General features: G+C 67.6%; 23 protein-coding genes and 2 tRNA genes. 11 read left to right on the top strand and 14 right to left on the bottom strand.

Translation table 11 applies throughout. The annotated features are described in order from the left end of the window. Positions 1 to 20: 20 nt before the first annotated feature. The 8 genes from ACWD3H_RS33575 (at position 21) to ACWD3H_RS33540 (ending at position 4,918) form a co-directional block, all read left to right on the top strand. Positions 21 to 581, top strand: coding sequence for a GNAT family N-acetyltransferase (locus ACWD3H_RS33575; protein ID WP_451957844.1), 561 nt, complete (start codon positions 21 to 23; stop codon positions 579 to 581). Between the two features lie 82 nt (positions 582 to 663). Next, complete coding sequence (locus tag ACWD3H_RS33570) at positions 664 to 1,188, top strand: hypothetical protein (RefSeq protein WP_451957843.1); 525 nt, start codon at positions 664 to 666, stop codon at positions 1,186 to 1,188. Continuing rightward, entirely contained in the window at positions 1,131 to 1,847 is a 717-nt protein-coding gene (locus ACWD3H_RS33565; protein ID WP_451957842.1) for a hypothetical protein, read from the top strand. Before ACWD3H_RS33570 ends, ACWD3H_RS33565 begins: the two co-directional genes overlap by 58 nt. 12 nt (positions 1,848 to 1,859) lie before the next feature. After that, a complete protein-coding gene (locus ACWD3H_RS33560) occupies positions 1,860 to 2,180 on the top strand; it encodes a hypothetical protein (RefSeq protein WP_451957841.1) in 321 nt (106 codons plus the stop codon). A 181-nt stretch (positions 2,181 to 2,361) separates the two neighbouring features. Then, positions 2,362 to 2,604, top strand: coding sequence for a hypothetical protein (locus ACWD3H_RS33555; protein WP_451957840.1), 243 nt, complete (start codon positions 2,362 to 2,364; stop codon positions 2,602 to 2,604). Between the two features lie 25 nt (positions 2,605 to 2,629). Next, complete coding sequence (locus ACWD3H_RS33550) at positions 2,630 to 3,493, top strand: peptidoglycan recognition protein family protein (RefSeq protein WP_451957839.1); 864 nt, start codon at positions 2,630 to 2,632, stop codon at positions 3,491 to 3,493. A gap of 102 nt (positions 3,494 to 3,595) precedes the next feature. Further along, positions 3,596 to 3,817 (top strand): hypothetical protein, encoded by a 222-nt coding sequence (locus tag ACWD3H_RS33545; RefSeq protein ID WP_451957838.1) that lies wholly within the window; start codon positions 3,596 to 3,598, stop codon positions 3,815 to 3,817. A gap of 573 nt (positions 3,818 to 4,390) precedes the next feature. After that, positions 4,391 to 4,918: an N-acetyltransferase family protein gene (locus ACWD3H_RS33540; RefSeq protein ID WP_451957837.1), complete on the top strand. Its 528-nt coding sequence runs from the start codon at positions 4,391 to 4,393 to the stop codon at positions 4,916 to 4,918. 344 nt (positions 4,919 to 5,262) lie between these two features. Here ACWD3H_RS33540 and ACWD3H_RS33535 read toward each other — a convergent pair whose 3' ends face one another. The 9 genes from ACWD3H_RS33535 to ACWD3H_RS33495 all read right to left on the bottom strand — a co-directional run bounded on the left by ACWD3H_RS33535 (position 5,263) and on the right by ACWD3H_RS33495 (position 15,269). Next, positions 5,263 to 5,883, bottom strand: coding sequence for a hypothetical protein (locus ACWD3H_RS33535; protein WP_451957836.1), 621 nt, complete (start codon positions 5,881 to 5,883; stop codon positions 5,263 to 5,265). A gap of 35 nt (positions 5,884 to 5,918) precedes the next feature. After that, positions 5,919 to 7,475 carry an ISL3 family transposase gene (locus ACWD3H_RS33530; RefSeq protein WP_451957835.1) on the bottom strand — a complete coding sequence of 519 codons (1,557 nt, stop codon included), beginning with the start codon at positions 7,473 to 7,475 and terminating at the stop codon, positions 5,919 to 5,921. 392 nt (positions 7,476 to 7,867) lie between these two features. Beyond that, positions 7,868 to 8,089 carry a helix-turn-helix domain-containing protein gene (locus tag ACWD3H_RS33525; RefSeq protein WP_343980091.1) on the bottom strand — a complete coding sequence of 74 codons (222 nt, stop codon included), beginning with the start codon at positions 8,087 to 8,089 and terminating at the stop codon, positions 7,868 to 7,870. After that, the gene (locus ACWD3H_RS33520) at positions 8,089 to 8,580 is read right to left on the bottom strand and encodes a DUF2975 domain-containing protein (RefSeq protein WP_350958328.1); all 492 of its coding nucleotides are present in this window, start codon (positions 8,578 to 8,580) and stop codon (positions 8,089 to 8,091) included. The genes ACWD3H_RS33525 and ACWD3H_RS33520 overlap by 1 nt, the downstream gene beginning before the upstream one ends. A gap of 738 nt (positions 8,581 to 9,318) precedes the next feature. Further along, positions 9,319 to 9,741, bottom strand: a complete 423-nt coding sequence (gene cas6e, locus ACWD3H_RS33515; RefSeq protein ID WP_451957834.1) for a type I-E CRISPR-associated protein Cas6/Cse3/CasE — start codon at positions 9,739 to 9,741, stop codon at positions 9,319 to 9,321. Beyond that, complete coding sequence (locus ACWD3H_RS33510; RefSeq protein WP_451957833.1) at positions 9,677 to 11,122, bottom strand: NUDIX domain-containing protein; 1,446 nt, start codon at positions 11,120 to 11,122, stop codon at positions 9,677 to 9,679. The genes cas6e and ACWD3H_RS33510 overlap by 65 nt, the downstream gene beginning before the upstream one ends. Beyond that, complete coding sequence (gene alr, locus ACWD3H_RS33505) at positions 11,119 to 12,273, bottom strand: alanine racemase (protein ID WP_451957832.1); 1,155 nt, start codon at positions 12,271 to 12,273, stop codon at positions 11,119 to 11,121. The genes ACWD3H_RS33510 and alr overlap by 4 nt, the downstream gene beginning before the upstream one ends. 4 nt (positions 12,274 to 12,277) lie before the next feature. Beyond that, the gene (gene murD, locus ACWD3H_RS33500; protein WP_451957831.1) at positions 12,278 to 13,645 is read right to left on the bottom strand and encodes a UDP-N-acetylmuramoyl-L-alanine--D-glutamate ligase; all 1,368 of its coding nucleotides are present in this window, start codon (positions 13,643 to 13,645) and stop codon (positions 12,278 to 12,280) included. A 142-nt stretch (positions 13,646 to 13,787) separates the two neighbouring features. Then, the gene (locus ACWD3H_RS33495; RefSeq protein ID WP_451957830.1) at positions 13,788 to 15,269 is read right to left on the bottom strand and encodes a UDP-N-acetylmuramoyl-L-alanyl-D-glutamate--2,6-diaminopimelate ligase; all 1,482 of its coding nucleotides are present in this window, start codon (positions 15,267 to 15,269) and stop codon (positions 13,788 to 13,790) included. 520 nt (positions 15,270 to 15,789) lie between these two features. Between ACWD3H_RS33495 and ACWD3H_RS33490 the strand changes: the two genes are divergently transcribed. Together ACWD3H_RS33490 and ACWD3H_RS33485 are read left to right on the top strand one after the other, a co-directional pair. Continuing rightward, the gene (locus ACWD3H_RS33490; RefSeq protein ID WP_451957829.1) at positions 15,790 to 16,797 is read left to right on the top strand and encodes a hypothetical protein; all 1,008 of its coding nucleotides are present in this window, start codon (positions 15,790 to 15,792) and stop codon (positions 16,795 to 16,797) included. Between the two features lie 16 nt (positions 16,798 to 16,813). Beyond that, positions 16,814 to 17,581: a phosphotransferase enzyme family protein gene (locus tag ACWD3H_RS33485; RefSeq protein WP_451957828.1), complete on the top strand. Its 768-nt coding sequence runs from the start codon at positions 16,814 to 16,816 to the stop codon at positions 17,579 to 17,581. Between the two features lie 186 nt (positions 17,582 to 17,767). Here the strand turns inward: ACWD3H_RS33485 and ACWD3H_RS33480 are convergent. From ACWD3H_RS33480 to ACWD3H_RS33470, 3 genes are all read right to left on the bottom strand, one after another. Further along, a tRNA-Arg gene (locus ACWD3H_RS33480) sits at positions 17,768 to 17,840 on the bottom strand. Between the two features lies 1 nt (position 17,841). Beyond that, positions 17,842 to 17,917: transfer RNA gene (locus ACWD3H_RS33475), tRNA-Met, on the bottom strand. Between the two features lie 356 nt (positions 17,918 to 18,273). Further along, the gene (locus ACWD3H_RS33470; RefSeq protein WP_451957827.1) at positions 18,274 to 18,690 is read right to left on the bottom strand and encodes an imine reductase family protein; all 417 of its coding nucleotides are present in this window, start codon (positions 18,688 to 18,690) and stop codon (positions 18,274 to 18,276) included. Positions 18,691 to 18,791: 101 nt separating this feature from the next. On the opposite strand from ACWD3H_RS33470, the gene ACWD3H_RS33465 reads away from it, so the two are divergent. After that, positions 18,792 to 19,355 (top strand): carboxymuconolactone decarboxylase family protein, encoded by a 564-nt coding sequence (locus ACWD3H_RS33465; RefSeq protein ID WP_355551069.1) that lies wholly within the window; start codon positions 18,792 to 18,794, stop codon positions 19,353 to 19,355. Between the two features lie 15 nt (positions 19,356 to 19,370). Here ACWD3H_RS33465 and ACWD3H_RS33460 read toward each other — a convergent pair whose 3' ends face one another. Both ACWD3H_RS33460 and ACWD3H_RS33455 read right to left on the bottom strand, forming a co-directional pair. Further along, a complete protein-coding gene (locus ACWD3H_RS33460; RefSeq protein WP_355551071.1) occupies positions 19,371 to 19,991 on the bottom strand; it encodes an FMN reductase in 621 nt (206 codons plus the stop codon). Positions 19,992 to 20,024: 33 nt separating this feature from the next. After that, on the bottom strand, positions 20,025 to 21,137 hold the full coding sequence (locus ACWD3H_RS33455) for an LLM class flavin-dependent oxidoreductase (RefSeq protein WP_355551134.1): 1,113 nt from the start codon (positions 21,135 to 21,137) through the stop codon (positions 20,025 to 20,027). Positions 21,138 to 21,243 lie beyond the last annotated feature (106 nt).

Raw genomic sequence — 21,243 nt, 5'->3', positions numbered from 1 at the left:
CGCTTGCTACCGTCGGCATCATGCCCAGTCCGGAACCCAGGAGCAACCGGTCGGTCACCTGGCGTCGCCTCACCGAGCAGGACTTCCCGCTGCTGCGCGAGTGGCTGCAGCAGCCGCACGTGGCCCGCTGGTGGCACCACGAGACCTCTCCTGAGGCGGTGGCCCGCGACTTCGGCCCCGCCGCCAGGGGAGAGGAGCCGTCCGAAGACCTGCTGGTCTTTCTCGACGGACGGCCGCTCGGCCTGGTCCAGCGGTCGAGGTACGCAGACTACCCCGAGTACATCGCCGAGCTGGCAGCCATCGTCGCCGTCCCCGAGGGGGCGATGAGCATCGACTACCTGATCGGCGATCCGGCGCAGGTCGGGCGCGGCCTCGGGACGCTGATGATCCGGACGGTCATCGAGCGGACCTGGGCGGAGTCCCCGGCCGCCTCCTGCGTCCTGGTCCCGGTGTCGGCGGCCAACCGCGCGTCCTGGCGGGCGCTGGAGAAGGCCGGGCTGCGCCGGGTGGCCGAGGGTGAGCTGGAACCGGACAACCCGATCGACGACCGCGCCCACTACGTCTACCGGATCGACCGGTAGACCCCGGACCCGGGCGTGGGTGACCCGCAGCCCTCCCAGTTCCCTGGGCGTGCGGTCCGTCCACCGTGTCGTCCACACGCGCATGAGATCAACCGGTCTGGTGCCAACCTTTCCGGGCGCGGGCCGGGTATCAAGGAACGTGAAGGCTCTCATACGCGCGCTGATCACCGGCGGCGCGGCCACGGCCGTCGTCCTGTCGTCCGGGATGGCCGATCACAAACTCGCCGGGGCCCTGACCGAGCAGCCGAGGCTGTTCCCGATGCCCGGAGCCGGCATGGATCCGGGCCTTCGACGAGGAAGGCCGCACTGGAGCGCCTCCCGTATCGGGGTGTTCGGCCACGGCGGCATTTTCGTCCCGCCCGGTGGGGAAGGCGACACGGCTCTCACGGTGGCTGACACGCCGACCGTGGATCTGGCACTGACGGGTGATGGGTCGGCGGCCAACCCGTATGAGGTGACGGCGAACGTCATCGTGGATGCGGCGCCGCCCGGCGGAGGCGCAACCTCCTCCATGAAGGCCAGGACGGCCTCTACGTCGAATGCGCCGACGTGCGGACCTGCCTGTCAGCCGGCGACGGCATCGACTACGACCCGGCGACCGGCGTGATCGAGGTGGACATCTCCCCGCAGGCCGGCAATCAGGTCGTCCTCGCTCCGGACGGCGGCCTGTACGCGCCGCCCGCTGCGCTGGCCGAGCTTGAGATCAGCTGCGGTCTGGTCGGCGACGGCACCGCAGGGGTGCCGTTGGCGGCTGCGGTCAGCGCTTGGCCGTACCCGTGTGACGTCAAGGCTCAGGGTGGCCTGGTCTACTGCGACTCGGCGGGCAACCTGCGGTCCGAACCGAGAGGTAAGGCCCAGTACTTCACCACCAGCCTCAACCAGACGTGCACGCCCACAGCGGTGCCGGCGACCACGACCGTCGGCGGCACGACCGTCGAGACACGCAGCCTGACGGTGACCAACCCCGACCCGTGCCGCGACGCGATCGCGATCACCGTGGCCGAGCTCGACGTCGACTTTGTTCTGCCGCCCGGAGGCCGGGCGGGGCAGTTCATGTACGGCGACGAGACATACCGATTCGAGAACCGGGGTTCGGCAGCGGTTAACGACGTCCACACGCAAACGGTGAAGGTGCTGGGCAACACGATCATCCCGGCGGGGGCCACGGTCAACGTCGACCTCGTCATCGGCCTTGGGTTCGGTCTTGGCGGCGCCACCTACAACCGCATTCAGACGTTCATCCGCGCCGTACTGATCGCCCTTTGAAAGGTGGACCCCATGGCATTGGCAGCTGAGCAGGAGTACGTGCGGCACTTCCGCGCCCCGAACGGGTCGGTGGGGGAGATCCGCGAGTCCGCGCAGCAGGTCACCCCGCTGCCTGGCGGCGCCGTTGAGATCACCGCCGAAGAGTACGAGCAGAACCTGGCCGCCCTCCAGGCCGATAAGGCCGAGTATGTGGCGGAGCTGGAGGCGGCGGAGGCAGGCCGGGCGAAGAACGACTTCGACGCGCTCACCGCGCCGGGGCTCCCCGAGGCGAGCGCGCGCCGCCTGAGCGGCTACATCCCGACCGAGCGCACCGGAGAGGAGGTGACGCGGTGAGTGCGATGAAAGCGGCGTTCGATCTGCTTACTCCCGCCGAGCAGGCCGAGGCCCTACGAGACTCCGAGCAGCACCCTGTTGACCCTCGCCGCAGTGCGCCGGCCAGCACCTCGGAAGCGACGCCGGTCGGGTCACCATGACGGCCGGGGATCCGTTCAGCGGGGTCGTCACGGCGACCACCGTGTACGGCAAGGTCGTCGAAGTCGGTGAGCGGGTCGCCCAGGTCGACAGCAAGGTCGACCGGGTCGATCAGAAAGTCACCGGCGTTGTCGCCCGCGTCGACGACCACGAGGAGCGCATCCGCGTACTGGAGACGGCTCGCTGGCCGCACGGGAAACTCACTCTGCTGGTCTCGATCGCAGGTCTTGGCCTTTCCTTATTCGCTCTGATCATCGACTTGATCATTCAAGGAGGAAGCCCGTGAACCTCGGCCAGCTGGAGTGCTCCAGATGCCGTACCTGACGCAGCTCGCCGACGTCGCCCGCCGTACTGGGTATCCGGTGACCGAGGTCGCCGGGTGGAAGAGCCGGGGGCACGGGCCGCAGCCCGCCGTCGACGGGATCGTGTGCCACCACACCGCGGGCCCACCCGCAGGTGGCGACTACCCTTCCCTCGCCGTCGTGCGCGATGGACGGCCAGGCCTGGACGGGCCGCTCAGCCAGTTCGGGCTCGGCCGCTCGGGCCGCATCTACGTGATCGCGGCCGGACGGTGCTGGCACAACGCCCCGTCGACCTCGACTCGGCATGACAACTCCAGCAGCCTCGGGATCGAGGCGGAGAACGACGGCCACCAGCCATGGCCGCCCGCACAACTGGACGCCTACCACCGGCTGTGTACCGAGCTGTGCAAGGAGCTTCGGCTCCCGGCCAGCGTGGTGAAGGGCCACAAGGAGGTCAACGCCTCCAAGCCCGACCCCCACAGCCTCAACATGAACACCTTCCTGGCCGAGGTCGCCCGGCTGATGAAGGAAGACGACATGCCAACCGCTAAAGAGATCGCCGACGCTGTGTATGAGCGGCTGTCGCACACCGTCACCGAGGACGTATGGGCGGCCAAGGAAGGGATTTTGGCGCCGGGTCAGAAGATCGACCCCAGGACGGCGCTCAGACAGGTCTGGGCCTACGGCAAGGACGGCTACCACCGCCAGCGGGAAGTCCTCGCGCGGCTCGACGCCCAGAACGCCACCATCCGCGAGCTCGTCGGCGCGCTCGCCCAGCGAGACGGCGAGATCGACGTGGAGGCCCTCGTTCACCGGATCGAGGTGGCCATCTCCGGGATCACGGTCCGGCTCGATGTCAATGACTCCGCCTGATCAGAGGTCGCGTCCGCTGCGCGTGGCGAGCGAGCCCGCCGCACCTCGTTGACGTGAGTCTCGAACCCCGCCACAAGCGGGCTGCCCCTGAAAGGAAAACGTATGAAGGACGACACCAAGCAGGCGCTGCGCACGATCCTGCAGACCGGCGTCGGGATCGCCGTGGCACTACCGATGATCGTGACCGTCTCCGGGATCCCGGAGGCACTGCCCTGGGTGGCGGGGGCGCTCGCGGTCGCTGGTGGCGCGGCCCGGGTGATGACGCTCCCGGTCGTGCAGGTGCTGCTGCCGTCGTGGCTGCGGACCGGCACCCCCCAGCGGTAGCCTGATCTTCCTGGTGAGAGCTTCGGGGGACCTCAAAGCTCAGGGAACGTCCGTCTCTGCTGCCTCCACGGGCGTGGGGAGGACGGGAGCCGAAGCCCTCGCCCGGCGCGTGCGGACGGCTCACCCCCATGTGCGTAGGGAGGACGGGCAGCTCCGGCACTTGCGTGGCCGGGGCTGCGGCTCACCCCCAAGTGCGTGGGGAGAACCCGTGGTGGATGATGCCGGTCGTGCCCCACAGCGGCTCACCCCCAAGTGTGTGGGGAAGATGATCGCCCCTACACGCGGGGCCGCCATCAGATGGGCTCACCTCCACCTGTGCGGGGATGGTTTTGTTCGTGGGAACTGACCGCACTTGGCGGCCGGAAGCATGATCTATGTTCGCGAGAAGTGACCGCACTTTTGGCGGCTGCGGGTCTGCGGCCGTGGTCGTCCTGGTGCGGGGTGAGCGGAACCGTGCTCCCGCCAGGTCGCGGCCGCTCGGGCATAGCCGGACCACGTGGGGAACGTGGTGAGCGGTTGGCGCTTCTGCTACGGCGGTAGCGGGGCGGTGGCTAGTCGGACATGGTGTAACGAATGACCACTGTGCGCATGATTGCGGATCAAGAACCCGTTGAGATCGTCATTGCGGATGAGAGCGATCTCCCCGGGATCGTCGACATCTTGAACGACGTGGCGGCAAGCTCGATCGCAACCTTCGATACCCGGCCGACCAGCGTGGCCGAGCGGCACGCCTGGTTCGAGCAGTTCTCCCCGACAGGCCCCTACCGGCTGCTGGTCGCTCGGCGTCACGGTCGAATAGTCGGTTACGCCTGTAGTCAGCCCTACCGGAACCACGAGGCGTTCCGGGACACTGTTGAGCTCAGCGTTGCTCTCGACGCTGGTTGCCGGAGCCGGGGCATGGGAACGTCGCTGTATCGAGCCTTATTCGAAAGCATCGCCGACGAGCCGATCCACGCCGTCGTCGTGGGAATCGCCATGCCTAACGACGCGTCGGTCGCCCTCCATCGCAAGTTCGGCTTCACAGAAGTCGGTACCTTCCGCGAGTACGCCACCAAGAACGGCCAGTACATCAGTTCGCTGTGGATGCAGCGGCTCTTCTGACTGTCGACTGTTCGCGCCTCGAAGGATGAGTTGTCGGCCAGGTGGGTACTACCAAGGCTCTGGCGATGTGGTTTTGTTCGCCAGTTCCGGCCGCAGTTGTTCGCGACCGGCGACCGCACCTCCGACCTGGTGTGGTCGATGTTCGCCAGTTCTGACCGCACCTGGTCGTCACACGAGCAGGTGCCGCTGACCTCGGCCAACACCCTGCCTGATTTCACCAGCGGCAACTGGCCCCACTTGTGGATCTTCGGTAGGTGCGAAGTTCGCGTGGGAGTTGGGTTCTGGCCCACATTTCGTGATGGATGCGGGGCTACCGCGATTGGTCTCGCCTGTAACTTGCCGTGCTATGGGGTGTTGAGTGCCTCGTTGATCTTCAGGTGCTCGTCCAGAGCTGCAATGAGCGGGACGGTCAGCTGGGGAGTGGTGCGGGAGGTCCACTGCTGGGCGAGGTTGAGGAATCCGCTGAGCTGCTGTTGCGCTGAGGTGAGCAGGCCGGGGATCTCGTTGACATTGATCTCGATGGTCAGGGATGGAGAATCATCCCGATCGTCTGGCGAGAGCCGGATGAACTGGCCATCGTGTTCAAGACGTGGCGCTGGGCTGTGTCCGAGCCAGAGCTCCTGACCGCGCATCACGTCCAGCCAGTCGCGCCAGTTCTCCAGGCCGAAGCAGCAACCGGGCGCGACCTGGGCGTTCGTGGTGGTGTCACGGAAGCGCAGTCCGCCTGGGGCGATCAAGGCTTCGGCTTCGGCGAGGTGCTGTTCCAATTGAGCGCCGGTCAGGTCGGTGACTGGTTCGACCGAGAGTCGGTTGTAGCTGAGTATGACGGCCATCGCAGTCCCAACTTCAGCCGGGGGCATCTGGCCAGAGAGCGCGAGGAACCGATCGCTGGACGGCTCGGCGATCGGCCAGGCAGTGAAACCGACCGCCTCGTCGGTCTCCAGAACGACTTCGACGATGACCATGTCCACAAGTATCGGGCTGCCGATCCGCTTCTTGGTCAACGGCCGGCTGCAGTGAGCAGCGCTCGCTTGCGGAGCAGGGGCAGGCCGGCACGGCCGAACATCTGACGCTTGATCATCTTGATGTGGTTGACGCGGCCCTCGACGGGCCCGGAGTTCCAGCGCATGCTCAGGCCGTTGGTGACGGCGTCCAGGTCGGTCTGGAGGCCGTTGGCGAAGGAGGTGAGGCCGGGCAGGTCGTCGGTGCGGACGGCGGCGATCCAGGTCTGGAGATTGAGGCCGCGCAGTTCGGTGAGCATCTCGCCGAAGAGTCGGACGTGGCCGGCGGCGGCTCGCAGCTCGGGGCAGTGTTCCAGGATCGGTTTGAGCCCCACTTTGTCATCCTCGGTCAGGCTGTCGGGATGCCGGGTCAGCCAGCTGGTGACCTGCCGGACGGTGGGCGCAGGTGCGGCGATCAGGACAGGTTCTACACGGGCATGATGCCCGTCGAGGTAGTCACGCACGGTGGAGTAACTGCCATGGAAGCCGAGCGCGGTGATCTCGCGGTGCAGCTGTTTGGCGTTGGTGCAGCCGGTGTCCCATCGCTGGTGGAGGTGGGCTTTGAACGGGTCGAGCTTGCTGAGACGAACGCTTTTCCATATTCCGTCGACCAACTCCTGCCAGGTCACGGCCCGGGCATACCGCTGGACGGTGTGACGGCCCCACCCGAGCTGGCGAGCGATGCCACGCATGCCGTGGCCTTGTTCGATCAGGTCGTGGACCAGGGCGTGATGGCGGCGGGCCCGTTCAGCGAACTTCCCGGTGAGCTCCGCCTCCGGCGGATCCCAAGTCGGAGAGATCGAAGTCTGCTCCGGGGGCTCAGGTTCGGGGGTGCGCAGGCAGTCTCGGTGCCGGGCCACGCAACGTTCGACGGCTTTGCCGAGGTTCTGCCAAAGGTGGAATCTGTCGGCGACCTGCGCCGCGTCCGGCGCTCCGGTGCGGGCACCGTCGGCATAAGAGCCGGATCGATCTCGGCAAATGATCTCGACCCCGGGATGTTCAGCCAGCCAGTCGGCGAGGGGCTGGGCGTCCCGGCCCGCCAGCAGATCCGGCGGTGCCCCAGTCTCGCAGTCGATCAACACGGTTCCGTAGATGTGGCCGCGCCGCAACGCGAAATCGTCGACTCCGGGCACCCGCGGGGTCATCGCGGCAGGGTCGGGCAACGCCATGACCAGTCGCAGCAGCGTCGACCGGCTCACGGCCGCCCGCAACCCGCAAGCGAGCCGGGCACCGGCCCGTCCCGCGAGCGCAACCGCGATCTTCTCCAGCATCGACTGCAGCAGCGGTGTCCGCCGCCCGTATCGGACTGTGAGACCCGCGACCTGCTCCGCGAACGTCCGACGGAGGCAGGCCGCGTCGCCGCAGATCAAACGCCGTACCGACAGCACGATCTCCATCCTGCGATCGCCCAGGGCCTTGTCAGCCAGACAACGCTGGTAACGGCTATGCACCTTCTCCGATAGGAACCCGCAGTCCGGACAAGGCATCGCCCCCGTCCTGGTTCGGGCCAGGATCCGGACAAGGGCGGCGGACTCAATGACCCGCTCGAGCTCCACTCCGGCGAGGTGAGGGAGCAGGACACCCAGACAATGATCTTTGCACCCGGAGCAGCTTCATACACTCGAACCGGGTTACGGATCAGTATTCATCACGAAATGTGGGCCAGATCCGGGAGTTGGCCCCACCCCTGAGGGTCTACGGCGAAGCCTTGGCTGCCCGCCCAGCGACGAACCCCCGCCCTTCCGCGCTGGAAGGACGGGGGATTTCGGTGGGGAGGTCACGTTCGCAGGTCGCGGTCGTCGACCAAGACGGTGCGGTGCACGTCAACCAGAATCTACCCAACGAGGTCGGGACAGTGCTTCGGGCGATCGGCGATCCACGTCCATGCGGTCGACGTGCCGTGTCAGGCCGGTGGTGCCAGGCGTTTTCACGCCCGCTCTGGGGCACGTCATCCGCCCGCGGCGTCCTCGGCCTCCCAGCGCAGCAGGTCGCCCGGTTGGCAGTTGAGTGCCTCGCAGAGCGCGGCGAGTGTCGTGAAGCGCACCGCCTTGGCGCGGCCGTTCTTGAGTACCGCCAGGTTGGCGGGTGTGATCCCGACGCGGTCCGCGAGGTCGCCTACGGACATCTTCCGCCTGGCCAGCATCACGTCGATGTCGACGACGATCGGCATCAGATCGTCTCGTCCAACTCGGCCTGCATCTGCGCCGCTTCGACGTCGCGCGCGACGGCCTGGGCGAGCAGCATCCGCAGCACGAGCACGATGAGCGCGACCCCCAGGATGGCCAGGCCGACGACGCCCATGATGACGGTGACGCCCGGGTCGGCCCGCTGGCCCGGCGCGTTGAGGGCCGTGACCGCGAACCATAGGAGGGCAGCCGCCACGATCGCGCCGATCACGGCGTCCACGTACCGGAAGGCGGCGGAAGAGAACACGGTTTTGCGTCGGACCATCGTCACCAGCCGCCATACGCTGACCAGGGCGACTTGGGCCGACACCATGCCCAGGATCGTGATCACGCGCAGCGGGGTCAGCGGGAGCGACCCGTCCTCCGGGTCGCTCCCGCTGGCCAACGCCCACACCGTAAATGCCTGTACGAACACGGTGCCGGCGAGCACCACCACGAGCACGGCGCGAAGCGCACGCACTGTCAGCTTTCCCATGACCCGTCCTTCTATCGAGTTGCGATGAGAATCTATCGAATCTCGATAGGCGAGGCAAGAGTTGGGGCGGAGGGCCGACGGCGGTTTCGCACCGTGGCGGGACGCCGTCGCCCCCGCCCATGGCATGGCGTGCGCGCGAACCGTCTTGATCTTGTCGAAGTCGGCCTTGCTTGAGCGCAAATCGGACGCCACCCGACTACGCCGAAGCGCTGCGGCCGACGGTCCTTGGAAGTGCACCGACAAGGGGCAGCCGGGTGGGGCCAAACTCGTTGGTCCCCGTTCCGGTCGCCGGCTGGCTGGGGCCATCCACGTTGGGGTGGGGCCAGAAACCGTTGGTACAACCACCCCGACTCTCGTCGATGTCAACGACCTGAGCCCATGACTGCGGTCACTTCTCGCGAACGCCAGCCCACCTCGGTGCGGTCGAAAGTGGCGAGCATTCGCGGTCACTTCTCACGAACGAAATCACGGGGAGCTCGCCAGCCGACTCGTGTAGAAGTCCCGGGTGCCCCGGTTCATCTCGCCTGTTCGGGGAGCATCTCGCCGTCCGACGGATGCCCGAGAATCTGATTGGTCCCCCGTGGTTATGATGGCTAGGCACGGCCCCACCCGCCTGCGCAAGCAGTACATATTTTCTTCTCTGTGTAATTTTCAAGTTTCAAGACGCAGTTCACCACGCTTACGGGCAGACCACGGTCTATCGTTCGGTCACCTTGGTTCACCCCACCTGTGCAGGGATCACGGGGCGATGCTCAACAGGCCACAGCCGTAGGACTTGCCTCGGCCGATTCCACTCAGCATGGCCTCTCTCAGGGATTTGGCGTCGGTGACGGTCGCTGTCCCGTCGAAACGGGTGCAGGCGTGGTTGATTCGACCAGAGGTTCCCCGGTGCTGGCCTCTGGCGGAGGCGATCGGGGTCGAGGTCACTGTATGCAGGACGAGACCGGCACTGGTGGCCTGCCGCTGCCACCATTCTTCCGCTGCGGCCCCGTCAAGCGGGACGATCTGCCGAGGGCGGCCCGCGACGGCCTGCTCTGAGATGCACGCTCCATCCGCGACCTGTTCGCTCGCGTCGTCGCCCGCCTGACCCCCCGGCTCAACCCGCGAGTTCGAGCGGTCTGACTGGGGCGCCGTCGCGAAGGTATCCAGCGATGAGGTCACCCAGCTCGATCGGGTAGACGGTCTGGTCGCTGGCGGCCAACTCGGCGACGGTCCACCAGTGCCAGGCACGGATCTCGTCAGGCTGGGTTGCATACGCAGGATCGACGTCATCGGCTCGGACACGGGCGACGTAGTACCTCTCGACCTGGCGCACCGGCTTGCCGCCGACCAAGTGGTCCTTGCTGCGGACCGCAAGCTCGGGGCCGAGCATGACATCGTCGACGCCGAGTTCCTCGCGGACTTCCCGCAGCGCTGTGCTGTGATGGTCTTCACCAGGCTCCAGAGACCCGCCAGGGGTGGCCCAGAACCCGCCGTTTTCCTCATAGCGCAGTAGCAGCAGGCGGTCGTGCTCGTCGAGAGTATCGTCGTCCAGATCGGCGGGAAGGTACGACGTGAAGTCGGCCCGGAGGTCAACGTATGGGTGACCGGCCAGAGTGACCATGAGGTGGTGAGGGGCGGAATCGTGGTAGCCGAGGCGGCGCCGCGCGTCGCGCCACACCTCACGTGTGATCAGACGTTGATACAACGACAGGGCTAGGGTCCGGGGGTGAGCACCGATCATTTCGGCGGGGTTCCAGTCCGCCATGGTGCTGTAGGCGCTGCGGGTGCCGTACAGGCCAGGCCGGGGATGGTCGTGCATATGAAGGGTGTCTTTGACCTGGGCGATCTCGGCGGCCACCCGGGCATCATTGGCCGTGTGGTCGCGGCCCGCACCAGGCATCGGCCGCACCTGCAGCACGTACAGATGTTCGGCGTCGGCGGCGAACTCAACATCCAGCTCTGGCCGGCCGGTGAGGTGGGTCAGCTCGCGGACCGTCGCGGCCACGGCGTTAAGCGGCGGTTTCAGTCCCGCCGTGGGCGCCTGGTGGTGAACACGCACTACGCGCGGGATGGTCCCGATCCCGCTGGTCACGGTGTCGGTGCGCTCACCCTCGTCGTAATTGATCACCAGGTAGGGGCCCATGCTGCCCAGGTCGCGGGTGAACGCGACGCCGCTGCACGTCACGCCGCACAGCATCGGCTGGATCAGGATCTCGAATGCGTCGATGTCTGGGCCATGGCGTCGGGTGTAGCTGAAGATGACGGCGTGGACGGCCTGGGAGAGGGCGCCGGGAGCGGTGGCGGGCACGTGCAAGATGCTGGTGTAGACGCCGGCGGCCGAGTCGCTGTCGGTGTCTTCTCCTGGTGCGCTGCTCCGCACGATGAGTTGCTCGTCGGGGAAGGCGCGCTGAATGGTGTCGACGCATCCTTGCTGGTCGTCGAACCACTGCCCGGCGGTGATGGTGACCTGTTCGGCGATCCGGGCGGTGGTCAGTACGCCGCGCAACCGCTCAAGGGTCTGCGCCTCGGTACCGAGGGTGATCGGCGGGTCGAGGCTCATGCGGGGATCTCCCGTTCTGCGCGGGGCAGTGTGGTGACGGTGCGGGGGATGACAGGGGCGATGCGGGTGAGGACATCGCTGTTGATCGTTTGAGCCAGGGCCGCCCATTCCTGCGCGTCGATGGCATGCCCGCCTTGCGCGCCGAGCAGGGTGACGCCGGTACCTACCGTGACCTGAGGAATGTGGGTGACGTCGGCGGTCAGGTGCGTCATGCCGACGCAGCCGATGACGGGGGCGTAGCAGCCGCAGATCAGCATGCGGCCGCCGTCGGCGAGTTGCCGGGGAACGCCGTCGGCGAAGCCCGCCGGCACCATGGCAATCACGGTCGGGGCCGTGGTGCGGTAGGTCGACCCGTACCCGATGGGCGTGCCCGGCGGCACGCACGCCAGGTGTTCGACGTAGGACGTCACAGACAGCACCGGCCGCAGGGACAGCGCGGAAGCCTCTCTGGAGTAGGAAGGGGCCAGGCCGTACAGCACGGCGCCCGGACGCACCATCTCCAGCCGGGTCCGGTCGTGCAGGCCGGTGGCCAGTCCCGCACTGGCGAGCACATGCCGCGGCGGCCGGTAGCCCAACGCGGCGACCGCACGCGCGTACATGTGGTCGAACAACCGCAGCTGCTCAGCGTAGGCCTCGGGCTGGTCGCTGCTCAGGTGAGTGAAGACGCCACACACGACCAGGTGATCAAGTGCGGCAACGCGGGTGATCTCGTCGATGCTGGCCGCAGTGGCCGCCCACCTGAACCGGGCTAGCCCGGTGTCGAACTCCAGGTGCACCGGCACCGGACGGCCGAGGCGTGCCCCGGCCTTGTGCAGGTCGCGAGCGGCGGCGAGGGTGGACAGCGACGGGCGCAGCCCGCGCGCCACCAGGTCGACCATCGCGGCGGGCGGGGCAGGCGACAAAACCATGATCGGCACGTGGATCCCGGCGTCATGCAAGGCGCAGGCGTCGGCGGTGGTGGACACGGCGAGTTGCTGCACACCGTGGCGGGTCATCAGCCGGGCGGCGGGGATCAGCCCGTGCCCGTAGGCGTTCGCCTTGACGACGCCGATCACGACGGTGGCGGGAGTGATCAGCTGGCGAACGGTGTGGATGTTGTCGCGCACCGCGGCCTCGTCGAGGTGGACGGATAAGCGTGGGGGCCTGTCCATGGCGTCACCTCGTCGACAACCGGGCGTCGATGGCGAGGTTCCGCACGTACTGTTTGAACAACGTCCCGCGGGTGCGGTGATCGGGGAACATGTCCTTGCTGTTCGCGCCTGGGCTGAACAGCACGACCTCGCCGGCCTGGGCGATCTCGGCGGCCTGGGCGAGAGTGTCGGCCCTGGCGACGGCGGTGAAGCCGTGCGCGTGCGCGGCTGCGGTGATGCGAGACCCGGTCTGCCCGATGGTGATGACGTGACGTACCCGCCCGGCCAGGCCGGCGGCCAGGGGGTCCATGTCGGCGTGCTTGTCGTCCTTGCCGCCGGTGATCAGGACCACCCCTCGGCCGGGGAACGCGTCGAGGGCGTGCAGGGTCGACCACGGGTTCGTCGCCTTGGAATCGTTGTAGTAGTCGACCCGCTCGGTGGTGGTGACGTACTCGATGACGTGCTCGCGGCCGGACCACTCGGCGGCGACGCGGCGGATCACCGGCACGGGCACGCGCCACAACAGCCCGACGGCCATCATGGCGAGGAGGTTGACGGTCGCACCGGGCACCCTCAGCTCCTGCCGGGTGCATATGGCCGTGCGCGTTCGCCCGTCCTGGGCGATCACATCGTCGCCGGCCAGGAACACGCCGTTGAGGTTGTCGGGCAGCGCGCGGGTACTGAAATACATGAGGTGCCCCGCCGCCTGCTCGGCGATCTTCCGGCATACGTCGTCGTCGTAGTTGACGACCGTTGAATCGGCCGGGGTGTGGTTACGCACGATGCGGGCCTTCGCCGCGACGTACTGGTTCCAGTCGTAGTGGTCCATGTGCTCGGGCCGCACGTTGGTCAACACTGCGGTGGAGGCTTGGAAAGAGTGGCAGTCCTCCAGTTGCGCTGAGCTCACCTCGACGACCGCGACATCGTCACAGCTGATGTCTGCGACCGCGGAGGCGAACGGTGCGCCGATGTTGCCGACGACGTGCGCGGTGCGACCGGCGGCGCGCAGCAACTCCCCCACCAGGGTGGTCGTGGTCGTTTTCCCGTTCGTGCCGGTGATGGCGATGATCGGGGCCGGGCACAGGGCGTGGGCGAGTTCGATCTCGCTCCACACGGGGATGCCGCGAGAGTGGGCCTCGGCGAGGACCGGCAGGTCGCGGGGTACCCCTGGACTACGGATGATCAGCGTGTAGTCGGCGCACTCGGGCGGCTCGCCGCCGAGGTGGTAGGAGATCGGGTACTGGGTGAGCCGCAGCAGTGCCGGGTGGAGCTGGGCGGCTCGACGCGTATCGGTGACCGTGACCTGGGATCCGCGGGAAGCACAGATAGCCGCCGCGGATTCACCGCTGATCCCTAAGCCGATGATCAGAATCCGCGCATGGTTAAGGAACACAGGACGTCCCAAGGGGGAGAGGCTGGGAGGAAACCAGCAGGCGAAAAAAGGGGGGCCAGCGGCCCGGCGAGGGGGGCCGCGTTACAGGGCCGCCGCGGGCACGAGGTGAGGAGGTCGCTTCCGCGTCGAGTGGGCGCGAGCGTTAGGAGGCTGACAGGTCTGCGGTCAGTTTCCGCACGGTCTCCATGTCGTTGAAGTGGATGGTCATCGTGCCGATGACCTGGTACGTCTCGGCGCCCTTGCCCGCGATCAGCACGGTGTCATCGGGTTCGGCGACGGTCAGCGCCCGCCGGATCGCCGCCTCGCGGTCGAGGATCCGCTCGACTTCGGTATCGGTCTGCGCCACGCCGGCGATGAGCTGGTCGGCGATGGCCTCGGGGTCCTCGCTGCGCGGGTTGTCGTTGGTGACCACCACGAGATCAGAGTGTTTGCCGGCGATCTCACCCATGGGGGAACGCTTGGTTGTGTCGCGGTCTCCGCCGGCGCCGAGGACGGTGATGATGCGGCGGCGGGCGAATCCTCTGATCGTCGTCAGCACCTTCTCCAGGGAGTCGGGCGAGTGGGCATAGTCCACGATCACCGAGACGCCGCTGGGGGTTTGGAAGGTTTCGAACCGGCCCGGGATCGGGGGCAGCGACGCCAGCGCGTCGAGGACCGCGTGCACGTCGTGGCCGAGCAGGTGGCAGGTCGCCACGGTGGCCAGGGCGTTGTGTACGGCAAACCGGCCCGGGACCGGCACCGTCGCGGGCAGGCAGCGGCCGTCGTAGTGCAGGACGAACCGCGTGCCGACGGGCCCGATCACCAGGTCGGTTGCCCGGAAATCCGCTTCGTTGTCGATGCCGAACGTGGTAGTCGTTGTTGGCATCAACGCGGAGATGTCCGCGCTGACCGGGTCATCGGCGTTCGCTACCGCCCAGTAGCACATCTGGTCGAATAGCCGCAGTTTCGCGGCCTTGTACTCCTCCATGCTGCCGTGGTTGTCGAGGTGGTCAGGCGTGAGGTTGGTGAACACGCCGACGTCGATGTCAGCGCAGTCGACGCGGTTAAGCGTCAGCGCCATGGACGACGCCTCCATGATCACTGTGCCTGCGCCGCGATCCCGCATAAGCCGCAGGATGTGCTGCAGGTCCACTGACTCCGGAGTGGTGGGCGTCGTCCGGTCAACCTTGATCGTCTCGTGGCCGACGCGGTACCCGTCGGTGCCGATGACTCCGGCCCGCACCTTCAGGCCGGTGCGGAGAACCTCCTCGATCATGTAGGACACCGACGTCTTGCCGTTCGTGCCGGTGACGGCCACGACGGCGAGTTCACGCGCAGGTTCACCGAAGTACCTGGAGGCTACAACGGGGACCGCTGCACGGGTGTCTGCCACCCGCACCACACACACGTGCGGCGGCACGTTGTCGTCGATCGGGCGGTCGACCAGCACCGCCACGGCGCCGCGCGCCACGGCGTCGGCTATGAACCGGTGACCGTCGGCGCGGGAGCCCCGCATGGCGATGTACATCGATCCGGGGGTCATTCGCCGTGAGTCGTAGGCGATACCGGCCCGGACGTCGGTCGCCGTGGGATCACCTTGGATCACGCGGTGGTCGTGGTCGGCGAGGAGGTCGCTTAGTTTCATCGGTGGTGCTCTCCTTTCTGCGTCAGCCTGTCGGGCAGGAAAGGCAATGCCCAGGTAACGCGCTGGTGGGCTTACGGTCGCTCATCGCAGGCTCGTGATGAAGAGAGTTACCGTTGCCTGGCGTTGCCGAGCGGTTGCCTTGTGTTGCTTCCTACCCCGGCGCTATTCCCGGCGCCCGTATACGGCACCACACTTGGGGGCCGACCCTTGACCAGAGGGGACGACGCATCTGTGAACACGGTGGAGTGTCACCCGCTGACCACGCTGCTTACCCGCAAGCGCTGGACGGCGGAAGATTTCTTACGGCGGGTCGCTGAACGTCACCGCGCTCGGGGAGACGGCGCGCTAACCGCCCGCAAAGAAAAGCTCTCGCGGTGGATCGCGGGGACAGTGCCGTGGATGACTGCTCAGCTGGCGATGGCCGAGCTGCTCGACGTCGACCCGCACGAGGTGCATCAACGCGGTTGGCCGGACTGGCTGCTGTTGGCCTTTTGCGACGACCGCACCGTTGGGAGGGCCGATGGATCGACGCGGTTTCTTGATCGCCTCAACGGGCGCCCTCGCCGCGGTCGTGGCCCAATGGAGTACCGCCCCGCACGCAGCGGGTGTTGCCGCCTCAGGCCGCCGCGTTGGCACGCAAGTCGTGACCCTGCCCGATGGTCGCTTGGACGCCCTGCGCCGCCTCGACGACCAGGTCGGTTCCGGTCAGACCTACGACGCGGCGACAACCGAGCTACGGCTGATCACTCGGATCCTGGCGGACTCCTCCTACACCGAGGACGTCGGCCGCGGCCTGTACGCCTCGGCGGCCGAGGCATCCCGTCTGGCGGGCTGGTGCGCCTACGACGCCGGCCACAACGCCGCAGCGGAACGGCATTTCGTCGCCGCGCTACGGGCCTCGGCCAGCGCGGGCAACGACACCGTCGGGGCGAGCACACTCGCGTTCTGGGCGAACCTCCGCTACGCCAGCAACGACCCGCGCGGCGCCTTGGACCTCGTCGACGGCGCCCTGAGCACCTCCCGGAAGATCACCTCTCCTCGGGTGCTGGCCATGCTGCACGCCCGGCGAGCCCGCGCACATTCCAAAGCAGCCGAACCGATCAAGGCCTATCAGGCGATCGACGCCGCGCTCGCCGCCTACGACCGGGCCGGCCCGGTCGCTGAGGATCTTCCCGCTATGTACTGGCTGACGGCCGGAGAACTGCACCAGGTTGCGGCGAGCTCCGCGCTGACGTTGGGAGAGCCACGACGGGCGTTGGAGCATTTCGACGCAGCCCTGTCCCACCACGATCCGTACGACACAGAGAAAGAGGCCCGGGGCACGGCGATCTACCTCGCGCGCCAGGCTGAAGCGCACCTGGCGCTCGGCGACATGGACGCCGCAGTGCACACCGCTCATCAGGCTGTAGACATGATGGGCGGGGTTGATTCCGCCCGCGGGTCAGGCACTCTGGACGAGTTGCGCACCGAGCTCGGTGCACACCGGCATGCGGCCGTCGTGCGTGACTTTCTCGAACTGACGGCCTGAGCCGGTAAGCCGGAACGTGCCTGACGTCACGATCCCGTTGGCCGCCGAGCGGGGTGACCGCGTGGCCGCAGTCCTGGCAGGCCGTTACGGGCTGACGGCGCGCACCATCGAGCAGCTGCCCATCGGGCAGGGCACCGTCAACTACCGGGCCGTGTGCGCCGATGGCCTGGAGGTGTTCATCAAGAGCTACCCGGCCGGCACCGACCTGCAGGCCGAGGAGGCAGCCATCGCCTTGTCGGCCCGGGCGGTGGACGCGGGCATCCCCGGCCCGCATGTGCTGCTCAACCAGGAAGGGCAGACCCTCGACGCCGGCACCCCGCTGCCAGCGTCGGTGTGGGAGTGGATGCCCGGCCACGTCTCCACCCTCCTGTCGCCGCCCCAGCTGGCCGAGGCTGGTATCGCGCTGGGCCGCATCCACGCCCTGTTCGCCGACCTGCCAGGCAGGGCCCCGGCGCAGGGGTCGGCGGGGCAGCGGTGGCGCGACATCGACGTGGAAGAGATCATCGCGACGATCGACCAGTTGCTGAAGGTCATCGCCGGGCGGATCAACGCCGGTGCCGGCGACGGATTCGACACCGTGGCGCAGCGCACCCTGTTGGAGCGCCGCGACCAGCTGGCCCACGTCCCCGGGCTGCTGGCCGACCTGCCCGTGGACCTGACCGTGCAGGTCGTGCACGGCGACTACTCACCGGTGAACCTGCTGTTCGTCGGGGAGACCCTGTCGGCGGTGCTGGACTTCCGGCCCCCGGCCCCGTTCCTCGTCGCCTACGACCAGCTGGCATGACAGTCAACCAAGCCAGCTCCACGGAACTCGGGGAACATCATCCGTCCGGTTCTTCAAGGTGGAGCCACCGCGATGGACCGCATCTTTGATGATGATCCAGAAGCTTAGTCACGCATTTAGTCACTCAGAGGATCGTGAAGGCCGCTCCCGGAGGTCGGGAGCGGCCCTCTACCTTGTGTTTCGCGGCACCTCTGGCTGGAATCGAACCAGCGGCCTCCTGCTCCGCAAGCAGGCGCGCTCTCCATTGCGCCACAGAGGCTTGGTAGCGGGTGCGGGAATCGAACCCGCCCACAGCGGCTTATGAAACCGCCGAGCACACCAGCGCCCTCACCCGCTCCAAAGAAAGAGCCGTCTCGGACCGTGTGGTCCGGGACGGCTCGTGTCGTGACGGCGGGTGTCACACACGAGCCTCCCGGGGCATGCGCATACGGCGACGAGCACGCATGACGCGACGGCTCCGACCGTGATGGCGGCGCATGATCCCTCCTGGTGAAGCTCGACTGACCTGATGTGAGGATGCCGGATCTCCGGAACCGGCCGCAACGCGTTTTCTCCAGGAGCCCGGCCGCGCCCACTCCTCATCGGTCAGATCGTGCCGCTTCAACCGATCCTTATCCACGGAACGGATCTATCAGACGAACCCCACCAGGATCTACTGGACAGGCCCCAGTCGAACCCTCGCTGCCTGGAACTCACTGCCTTCCGAAGTGCTCGACCAGGCGCGAGTAGCTGTCGTTGGCATGGCCCTCTGCGACAGCCTTGGCCACAAGGGCCCGGGTGTAGCCGGGAAACTCATCATTGATGTTTCGCGCTCGGCTCTCCCGGACCAGGTCCTCGGCCGACGGCAGGTGATGCTGGAGCGCCCCGTACTCCGCCGCATGTTCGCCACGATCGACCTCATCGGCGATCGACGGCAAGATTGCCAGTAGCGCGGAGACCGATGCGCCGGCATGGTCCAAGAACCGCTTCACCTCGATGCCCTCGCTCGACAGCAGCGCGGCCGCGTGCAGGAATCCGTTGAGCGTTCCCCACATGGTGCCGTGCACGGCCATCCCATACAAGGTCGGTATGCCGGCATCGGCCGCCCCGATCATTGCCAAAGTCGTCAACCGTGTTTACTATATAGACAACCACATTGACGATATTGCCCCGATGTGCGTCCGCCGGGCCCGTCTTCGGCGTGCCCGGAGAATCCAGAGAGAAGGTCCCCATGTCCCACGACGTCTTCGTCACCCACACCGCCGAGAGTGCCCCTGCCGCCGCCCGCGCCACGGTCGAGGGGGTGGAGCGGAAATTCGGCTTCATCCCCGCGCCGGTCGGCCGGATGGCCACCTCCCCGGAGTTGCTCAAGGGGTTCCTGACGGCCAGTGCCGTCTTCGAGCAGACCACCCTCGCCCCGGTCGAGCGTGAGATCGTCATCCTGACGGTCGCCACCCGCAACGGCTGCCACGTCTGCGTGGCGATGCACACCGCCACGCTGGTCAGGCTGGCGGCCCCGGCCGAGATCATCGAGGGGCTGCGGGCCCAGAAGCCCCTTCCGGACAACCGCTCGGAGGCGCTGCGGTCGTTCACCCTCGCGGTGATGGACCACTGCGGCGCGGTCGGCGACGAGGAGACGCGGGCGTTCCTCGGCGCCGGCTACACGCCGCAGAACGCCCTTGAGGTCGTCCTCGGTGTCGGTGCCTACACGATCTCCACGTTCGCCAACCGGCTGATCGACGCCCCCCTCGACCCGCCGTTCCAGGCCTACGCCTGGGACGGCGACGGCAGGTAGGTGTCCGCCCGTTCGTCAGGGCCGCAGCGCGGCCAGTTGCTGCTCGAACGGGATCACGGCCTCGACCTGCCGGGCGGCGGCGGGCCGGTGCGACATCAGGCCGGCCAGTTCGCCGGCCGCGCGGGCGACGCGGGAGGCGAGGTCGTCGGCGCGGCTGTCCCCGCCGGTGCCCCAGTCCTCGGACGCGGCGTAGACGGCGGTCGGTACGACGATCGCGCGTAGGTAGGCGAAGAGCGGGCGCATGGCATGCTCCAGGACGAGCGAGTGGCGTGCCGTCCCCCCGGTCGCCGCGATCAGCACCGGCTTGCCGGTGAGCGCGCTGTTGTCGATCACGTCGAAGAACGACTTGAACAGGCCGCTGTAGGAGGCGGTGAAGATCGGCGTCACCGCGATGAGGCCGTCCGCCTCCGTCACCGCCTCGATCGCCTCGCGCAGCGTGGCGCCGGGGAAGCCGGTCACCAGGTTGGCGGCGATGTCGGTGGCGAGGTCGCGTAGCTCGATCACGCGTACCTCGGCCGGGTGCTCGTCGCCCGACAGCCGTCGTACGGTTGCCTCGGCCAGCCGGTCGGCCAGCAGGCGTGTCGAGGACGGCAGGCCGAGACCGGCCGAGACGACCACGAGCCGGACGGATTCCATTGCTTTTCCTTTCCAGGGGTGGACTCGGATGTCTCAGGTGGCGGGGACGGGCTGCTCGCCCGTCTCGGCCGCGCTGTCGCGCCTGGCGAGCAGGGCCGCGTGGGTGGGGCCGTCCGGCACCTCGGCCGGCCTGCCGGAGGCGAACTCCCTGCGCAGTACCGGGACGACCTCCTCGCCGAGGATGTCGAGCTGCTCCAGCACCGTCTTGAGCGGGAGCCCGGCGTGGTCCATCAGGAACAGCTGACGCTGGTAGTCGCCGAAGGAGTCCCGGAAGGTCAGGGTCTTGTCGATGACCTCCTGCGGGCTGCCCACGGTGAGCGGGGTCTGGTCGGTGAACTCCTCCAGCGAGGGGCCGTGGCCGTACACGGGAGCGTTGTCGAAGTAGGGGCGGAACTCCCGGACCGCGTCCTGGGAGTTCCGCCGCATGAACACCTGCCCGCCCAGGCCGACGATCGCCTGCTCGGGGGTGCCGTGGCCGTAGTGGGCGAAGCGCTCCCGGTACAGCTCGATCAGGCGGATGAAGTGCTCCCTGGGCCAGAAGATGTTGTTGGCGAAGAACCCGTCGCCGTAGTAGGCGGCCTGCTCGGCGATCTCCGGGCTGCGGATCGAGCCGTGCCAGACGAACGGCGGGACGCCGTCCAGCGGGCGGGGGGTCGAGGTGAACGACTGCAGGGGAGTGCGGAATCGGCCCTGCCAGTCGACCACGTCCTTACGCCACAACTGGTGCAGGAGCGCGTAGTTCTCGATGGCCAGCGGGATGCCCTGGCGGATGTCCTGCCCGAACCACGGGTACACCGGCCCGGTGTTGCCGCGGCCCAGCATCAGGTCGACGCGCCCGTCCGCCAGGTGCTGCAGCATCGCGAAGTCCTCGGCGATCTTGACCGGGTCGTTCGTGGTGATCAGGGTGGTGGACGTGGAGAGGATGATCCGCTCGGTCCGCGCGGCGACGTAGCCGAGCATGGTCGTCGGTGAGGAGGGCACGAAGGGCGGGTTGTGGTGCTCGCCGGTCGCGAAGACGTCCAGGCCGACCTCCTCGGCCTTGAGCGCGATGGCCACCATCGCCTTGATCCGCTCGTGCTCGCTCGGCGTCCGGCCCGTGGTGGGGTCCGTGGTGACGTCGCCTACGGTGAAGATCCCGAACTGCATCGTGCTCACCGTCCTCCGTTTCGTTTGAAATTTCAACTACCCTTAACGTCTCAGCGGGAGGGTTATTCCTGCCCGGGCCGGCCTCGGTGACCAGGCGGCCGGACAC

It is taken from the genome of Streptosporangium sp. NPDC002607 (genome assembly GCF_053592655.1).
Note: the sequence above shows the minus strand (reverse complement) of the source record. Positions and strands in the feature narration are given on the sequence as shown.